At 65.4% G+C, this 7,141-nt stretch carries 8 protein-coding genes; 5 read left to right on the top strand and 3 right to left on the bottom strand.

What is annotated here, in order from left to right; genetic code table 11:
* The 4 genes from ACTHK2_RS14665 to ACTHK2_RS14650 all read left to right on the top strand — a co-directional run.
* Positions 1-1,085, top strand: a 1,085-nt coding sequence (locus tag ACTHK2_RS14665) for a thioredoxin family protein (RefSeq protein WP_440246457.1), incomplete at its 5' end; no start/stop codon positions are given.
* Between the two features lie 199 nt (positions 1,086-1,284).
* Positions 1,285-1,986: a peptide-methionine (S)-S-oxide reductase MsrA gene (gene msrA / locus ACTHK2_RS14660; protein ID WP_440246458.1), complete on the top strand. Its 702-nt coding sequence runs from the start codon at positions 1,285-1,287 to the stop codon at positions 1,984-1,986.
* Between the two features lie 194 nt (positions 1,987-2,180).
* Positions 2,181-2,375, top strand: coding sequence for a hypothetical protein (locus ACTHK2_RS14655; RefSeq protein ID WP_440246456.1), 195 nt, complete (start codon positions 2,181-2,183; stop codon positions 2,373-2,375).
* Between the two features lies 1 nt (position 2,376).
* A complete protein-coding gene (locus ACTHK2_RS14650) occupies positions 2,377-3,720 on the top strand; it encodes a PQQ-dependent sugar dehydrogenase (RefSeq protein WP_440246455.1) in 1,344 nt (447 codons plus the stop codon).
* Between the two features lie 36 nt (positions 3,721-3,756).
* Here ACTHK2_RS14650 and ACTHK2_RS14645 read toward each other — a convergent pair whose 3' ends face one another.
* Positions 3,757-4,656, bottom strand: a complete 900-nt coding sequence (locus ACTHK2_RS14645) for a hypothetical protein (protein ID WP_440246454.1) — start codon at positions 4,654-4,656, stop codon at positions 3,757-3,759.
* Positions 4,656-4,814 carry a hypothetical protein gene (locus ACTHK2_RS14640; protein ID WP_440246453.1) on the bottom strand — a complete coding sequence of 53 codons (159 nt, stop codon included), beginning with the start codon at positions 4,812-4,814 and terminating at the stop codon, positions 4,656-4,658. Before ACTHK2_RS14640 ends, ACTHK2_RS14645 begins: the two co-directional genes overlap by 1 nt.
* Before the next feature lie 110 nt (positions 4,815-4,924).
* Between ACTHK2_RS14640 and ACTHK2_RS14635 the strand changes: the two genes are divergently transcribed.
* Positions 4,925-5,290: a hypothetical protein gene (locus ACTHK2_RS14635; protein WP_440246452.1), complete on the top strand. Its 366-nt coding sequence runs from the start codon at positions 4,925-4,927 to the stop codon at positions 5,288-5,290.
* 272 nt (positions 5,291-5,562) lie between these two features.
* Here the strand turns inward: ACTHK2_RS14635 and ACTHK2_RS14630 are convergent.
* On the bottom strand, positions 5,563-7,141 hold a 1,579-nt coding region (locus ACTHK2_RS14630; RefSeq protein ID WP_440246451.1), incomplete at its 5' end, for an RHS repeat domain-containing protein.

The raw sequence follows: 7,141 nt of genomic DNA, 5'->3' as shown, positions 1-7,141 counted from the left end.
AGTCGCTGATCGAGGCGATCGGTGCGCGTTCGCCGAACGCCGCGCCGCCCGCGAGCGAAGCCGCGATGATGATGGCGGCGAAGCCGCACGCGGCGAGCGACGTCGTGCGCAGTGAAGGCGAGCTGCCGCCGCTCGACGGCGCGGTCGCCTGGCTCAACTCGCCGCCGCTCACGCGCGAAGGTCTGCGCGGCAAGGTCGTGCTGGTCGACTTCTGGACCTATTCGTGCGTGAACTGCCTGCGCACCTTGCCGTACGTGCGCGCCTGGTACGACAAGTACAAGGACCAGGGCCTCGTCGTGATCGGCGTGCATGCGCCCGAGTTCGCGTTCGAGAAGGATGAAGGCAACGTGCGCCGCGCGGTCGCCGATCTCCATGTCGACTATCCGGTCGCGCTCGACAACGACTACGCGATCTGGCGCGGTTTCAACAATGAGTACTGGCCCGCGCACTACTTCATCGATGCGCAGGGTCGCATCCGCCATCACCATTTCGGCGAAGGCGCCTACGAGCAGTCCGAAGCGTGGATCCGCGAACTGCTCGAGGAGGCGCACGGCGGCGCGCTCGCGGCGACACCGATGGAGGTTCAAGCGGTGCAGCCAGACACCAGCGGCCTCGCCCTCGCACCCGCGAACGCGGAAGTCGGCTCGCCCGAAACCTACCTCGGCTACGACCGGGCCGAGCATTTCGCCTCGCCCGGTGGCGCCGTGCACGACGTCGCGCACGACTACACCGTGCCGGCGACGTTGCCGCTCAATGCCTGGGGCCTCGCGGGTACGTGGACCGTGGCCGACGAAAAGGCACGCCTCGACAAGCCCGGCGGGCGCATCGCGTTCCGCTTCCGCGCGCGCGACCTCAACCTCGTGCTCGGCCCCGCCGCGGACGGCAAGCCTGCGCGGTTCGTCGTGCGCATCGACGGCGCGCGTCCCGGCGACGACCATGGCGTGGACACCGACGCGGACGGTCGCGGCACGATCACGCAACAGAAGCTCTACCAGTTGTATCGCTCGAACGGTGCGGTGGGCGACCACACGTTCGAGATCGAATTCCTCGATCAGGCCGAGGCCTTCGCGTTCACGTTCGGATGAATCGTGGCGCGCAAAGACCAGGGATGCCGTCGATCGCACGGACCGAATGGATGACCGCTTTCGCGGGCATGACGCCGCGGAGATGCAGATGCGCAGCGCGAAACCGTCATCCGCCGGAAGCGGGATCCATTGGGTTCTTTCCATGAACGCCCGCGCTCGCGCGGCGCTTACGATCAATGCCCGGAGTACTGCCATGTCCATGTTCCGCCTCTCTCATCTGTCCAGCCCGGCGATCGCATTCGCGCTGCTGCTCACCGTCACTGCATGCCAGCGCATCGGCCACTCGGCCGAGCCCGCGGTCGCGATTCCTCCGCCCGCGGTCGACGAGCCGCTTGCGACCAGCACGACCGAAACGGCCGTATTCGCGGGCGGCTGCTTCTGGGGCGTGCAGGGCGTGTTCCAGCACGTGAAGGGCGTCAGCAAGGCCGTGTCCGGCTATGCGGGCGGCGGCGGCGGCGCGCACTACCAGGATGTCGGCACCGGAAATACCGGCCATGCGGAATCGGTGGAGGTCACGTTCGACCCGCACCAGGTCACCTACGGCCAGTTGCTGCAGATCTACTTCTCGGTCGCGCACGACCCGACCCAATTCAACCGCCAAGGCCCGGACGTCGGTCCGCAGTACCGCTCGACGATCTTCGCGGCGAACGACACGCAGAAGAACGTCGCCGCCGAGTACATCGCGCAGCTCGACAAGAGCGGCGCGTACGCGCGACCGATCGTCACGACGATCGAAACCGGCAAGGCGTTCTATCCGGCCGAGCGTTACCACCAGGACTATCTCACGCTCCATCCGACCGAGCCGTACATCGCGATCAACGACCTGCCGAAGGTCGAGAACCTCAAGCGGCTGTTTCCGGAGCGGTGGCGCGAACAGCCGGCATTGGTCTACGCGCGCTAGGAAGGAAGGCCTCGCGCGGCGAGTTTTTTCGCTCGTCGAAAAACTGGATGCCGACGTTCGCCGTGATGACGGCCGGCGCGCCGAGCGCGGGAATCGGGGCTGAACGCGATCCGATCCGCACATGGCCCCGATTCAGCCGCGCACGCCGACGCTGGTGGCTCGACCCGCCCGCTGCGGGAATACGGGGCCACGCCATGAAACACGACAAGCCGCTCATACCCGACGAACTGGACACCTTGCCACCGCAGGCGATCGCATCGCTCGAGCACGCCTTCCGCCGCGAGTTCTCGCGCACGCCTTCGCGCCGCGAGCATGTGCGCATCCAGCGTGAACGCACGCGCCGCTTCGTCGAGACGCAGAGGCGCCACTGGTCCGTCGAGGAGCGATGAGATGAGCGCGCGTGTAGCACGGGCGTGGGCCGCGACCGTGCTCGTCGCATCCCTGTCCTCGTCGTCCGCTGCGTTGGCCGCGCAGGTGTCGCCGTCGACGATGCCGCCGATGTCCTCGACGGGCGCCAACCCGACATTGCCCGCCCCGCACACATCGCTCGTGCCGACCGTCGAAGTGGCGGACGTGGTCGGGTGGAAAGAGGGCGAGACACCGACGGCCGCGCCTGGATTCGCGGTCACCGAGTTCGCGCGCGATCTCGAGCACCCACGCTGGCTGTACGTCCTGCCGAACGGCGACGTGCTCGTCGCCGAATCCGATGCGCCGCCCAAGCCCGACGATGGCAAGGGGATCAAGGGCGCGATCATGAAGAAGCTCATGAAAAAGGCCGGCTCGGCGACGCCGAGTGCGAACCGCATCAGCCTGCTGCGCGATGCGGACCACGACGGCAAGCCCGAGCACACCTTCGTGTTCGCGAGCGGCCTCAATTCGCCGATCGGCATGGCGCTCGTCGGCGACGCGTTCTATGTCGCCAACACCGATGCGGTCGTCCGCTACACCTACAAGGCCGGCGCGACGCAGCTCGATGGCCGTGGCGAGCGCATCGTCGACCTGCCGGCCGGTACGATCAACCATCACTGGACCAAGAACATCGTCGCGACGCCCGACGGCAAGTTACTGTACGTCGCGATCGGCTCGAACAGCAATGTCGGCGAGAACGGCATCGAAGCCGAACAGGGCCGCGCCGCCGTTTCGCGCATCGACCTCGCGAGCCGCTCGCTGCAGCCGTACGCGACCGGCCTGCGCAATCCGGTCGGACTCGCCTTCCAGCCCGACAGCGGCGTGCTGTGGGTCGCCGTCAATGAGCGCGACGAACTCGGCGACGACCTCGTGCCGGACTACATCACGTCGGTGAGAGAAGGCGCGTTCTATGGCTGGCCGTACAGCTACTGGGGCCAGCACGTGGACGTGCGCATGAAGCCCGCCAACCCCGAACGCGTCACCGCCGCGATCGCGCCGGACTACGCGCTCGGCGCACATACCGCCTCGCTCGGCCTCGCCTTCTGCACCAACGACGCGTTCGGTGCGCACTACCGCCACGGCGCGTTCGTCGGCCAGCACGGCTCGTGGAATCGCAGCACGCCGAGCGGCTACCAAGTGCTGTTCGTTCCGTTCACGGACGGCCAGCCATCCGGCGCACCCGAACCCGTGCTGACGGGCTTCCTCGACGATGCGGGCAAGGCGCGCGGCCGTCCGGTCGGCGTCGCATTCGACGGGCATGGCGGATTGCTCGTCGCGGACGACGTCGGCGGCAAGGTGTGGCGGATCACTCGTGCATCGAAGTGAACGCCGGCGGGAGTCCGCTTTGGGTTGCAAGTAATGCTACTGCGCCGGCTCCACGCCGACGGCGTGGAACGCTTGCAGCAGCCGGTCGGCCTGTGCGTCGCTTTGCCAGCCCGTCACCGTGTCGACCAGCCTCCCATCGACGAAGAAGTGGAACACCGGCGTCGCCCAGTTCCTGATGCCCGGCCATTCGTCCGCGCGATGGACGACGCGCATCGGCAATTGCGGATGCTGCGTGTTCCACTGCGCGATATCGCCGAAGTTCGGCATCGGGTGCTGTGGAACGACCCAGATGGCGTAGCGCGCCATCAGTTCGGCGAGCTTCGCATTGCGCTCGATGGCCTTGCCCGCCTTGACCGAGAACGGGCACCACGGATGCCCGGTCACGACGACGCGCACGCCCCGGTCGAGCGGAAAACTGTAGCGCATCGCGCTCGACGCATCGGCGGAGACGTACCAGAGCGTCGGATGCTCGCCGCCCGCGATCGACTCGTCGTCGAAACGCGGCAGCTTCATGACGCCGTCGTTGGCTACGTTCGCGTAGGCCTGCGCGTAGTCGAGCATGCGAGCAGCAACGTAGAGCTTCATCAGCTCGGCCTGCTGCGAGACTGCGTCCATCTTGCGGCGAATCATCTCGTCGACGGCGCCCCACACAAGGCGAACATGCCGCGGCTCCAGCGTATAGAAGGCAACGAGGACTGCGACGTCGTACCACTGCGAGACATCGGCGTCCCGGAGCTGCGCCAGGCCGACCCACTCGACCTCATGTTGCACCGGCTCGAGGGTCGCGACCAACTTCCGGTCACGATCGGCCGGAGCGATGTCCTCCACCGAGATCTTCATCAACTCGGCGCGTGCCTTGGCCAGATCGGGCCGCCCCTTGGCATCCAATGTCGCAGCGCTTAGCACCAGCGCGGCAGCCAACGCGATACGCATCATCACCGCCTCCGCTCTCGATCGTGTGACAACGTGCGCGTCATTTCCAGCGGACGCGTGGGTAGGCGCTGCGAACCGCAGGCCTGGATGATCTCCAGCACCAGCGCCGACATACGCCGCGCGGTCCAACGCTTAATCTTTTCTTCCATCACTGCACTCATGGTGTCTCCTCGGTCAAAGGTAACACCTGAGCAGGTTTTCACTGGGTCGTTACAGTGGCACGCTATGGGAGGGCCGCTACAAGTCGTGCTTCGTGGGTCCGGAGGACTACGTGCTTCGCTGCTATCGCTATATCGAGCTCAATCCCGTGCGAGCAGCGATGGTGGGTTCGCCGGCAGAGCACCCCTGGTCGAGCTACCGCGCCAATGCAGGGGGCGGGGACGATCCCCTCATCCACCCTCATTCCGTCTACCTGGGCCTGGGGCGTAACGCCACCGAACGCTGCGCTGCCTACCGGGCGCTCTTCGCCGAAGCGATCAGCGACGAGCAACTGGCGGAAATTCGCGCCTATGCTCAACCGCAGCGCGCGCTCGGGAATGATCGGTTTCAACGCCTGATCGAAGCCGAACTCGGGCGATGCGCTCGCGTCCGACCCGCGCATCGACCGCCCCGCAAGCCCGAGCCCATCGCTGGATAAGGTGCTCTGACCCCGTTAGTCCCGTTAGTCCCTCCGTCCCCTTTGATTCCCGTCCCCGCATTCTGGTGTCCGCGAAATCAGGGGTTGTCCGCCCCGTCTCTTTTTCCGGATTGAATTCGATGACAAACAATTCCACCTATACCGAAAATCCATGATATCCAAAGTATGGTTATTCCAACTTCGTCAGCGTTAAAGACAACAACGGCGACAAACCCTATAAGAGCCCCAAGAGCACCAATGAGAGCGACTTTCAAACCGGTAGTGCTCATCGCCTATTCTTCCTTTCCGCAGCACGGAGAGTCTCTGAAGCACTGCAGTGTGAACTTGCACGTTACAAATCCACCTCCCACTGATTCGCCGACGCCGCCGAACAGACGGCCTACGCCAACGCCACCATCAGCACAGCCAAGGCCTTGCCATTCGCCGGCAACTCCCGCTCCGCCCGACCGGTAAGCGCCCCAACACCACGTTTGCCCACTGCAAAGGCGGCCTGTCCCGCCACCGCCCACGAGACCTAGCTGCGACCCGAGCGAACCGCCCGTTGGTATGGCAGCCCCACACAACATCGAATACAGACAGACATTGCCTTGCGTATCTATCGCTACACCGGAATCTGCCGAAAGCATGACACCCATGCCGAGAACGCCACCAGCCCCAAGAGTTCCATTCGCGACCTTCGCCTTGCAGCTGCAGTCGCCCTCCTTCTTGTATCCGGCGGGGAACGTCCAACTGCCGTATCCTTCTAATCCTTTGGGATCAGCAAACATCAGCGGATTGGCTTTCACGTAGCCATATGTACCAACTCCTGCTCTCAGCCCAACAGGGTCGCTTTCAACATATCTTCCGGTAATTGACTCGTAGTCGCGGAAATAGTTGTAGCTTAGCCCCGATTCCGCGCTGCTGTACTGACCAGGAAGCCGCATCGTTGCGACGAACTGCACCGAATCCCCATCCGCATCCTCATCCGGCACGCTGTTGCCGAACGTGTTCTGCATGAAGTCCCACTTCCACACGACCGTATTCGTCGCCGGCTTCACGACCTGCCGCGGCGTTCCGAGATGGTCCGTCTCGACGTAGTACAGCACGCCGCCCTTGGACACGCCGACCGGGATGGCGTCGAGGTAGATGTACTCCGCCTGCAGCGTCCCCGCGCCATCGTACTCGCCAATGAGGCGTCCGCCTTCATCGTAGGCGAACAACGTCGTCGTCGGCGTCCCGCCCTGGGTGACCGTCTTGCCGACGCGCTCGCCGCGCCCGCTGATCGCGTACGTCGCGCTCATCGTGCCGTCGGCGGCGCTCGCGAGGCGGTTGCGGTCGTCGTAGGCCAGCGTGAGGCCCGGTGAGGTGCCCATGAGCGTGTTGCCGTTGCCATCGTAGGTGCGCGCGACGCCGCCGACGCTCGCGAGGTGGTGCGTGCCTGTCGTGTACGTGTACGCACTCGCGGCGCCACCATTGAGGCTTGCGCTCGTGCGGTCGCCAGTCTTGTTGTAGGTGTAGGCCTCGAGCGGGCTGCTGGCGCCGGTCTGCGAGGTCTTGAGGCGGTAGAGCGCGTCATAGCCGTAGACACGATCGGCCGGACTCGCGCCGAGCGTCGCGCTCGCGCTCGTGATGTCGCCCATCACGTCCACGCCGAGGTCGAGCGTGAGCGCACCCGTAGGCGTGCCGCTGATGCTGTCGATCGCGTAGTCCTGGTCGTAGGCCTTGGTCAGCGTGCGGCCGTTACCGAAGGTGAGCGTGGTAAGCGGGCCGAACGGAAGATAGGCCGCGCTGCCAACGAGCGTTTCGGCCGAACCGCCGCTCGCCTGCCAGGTGATCGACTGCACGCGCCCGAGTGCGTCGCGCGTATAGGTG

This window comes from Dokdonella sp. (assembly GCF_051958935.1).
In the GTDB taxonomy this organism is placed as follows: Bacteria; Pseudomonadota; Gammaproteobacteria; order Xanthomonadales; family Rhodanobacteraceae; genus Dokdonella_A.
This window is presented reverse-complemented; position numbering and strand designations above follow the sequence as displayed.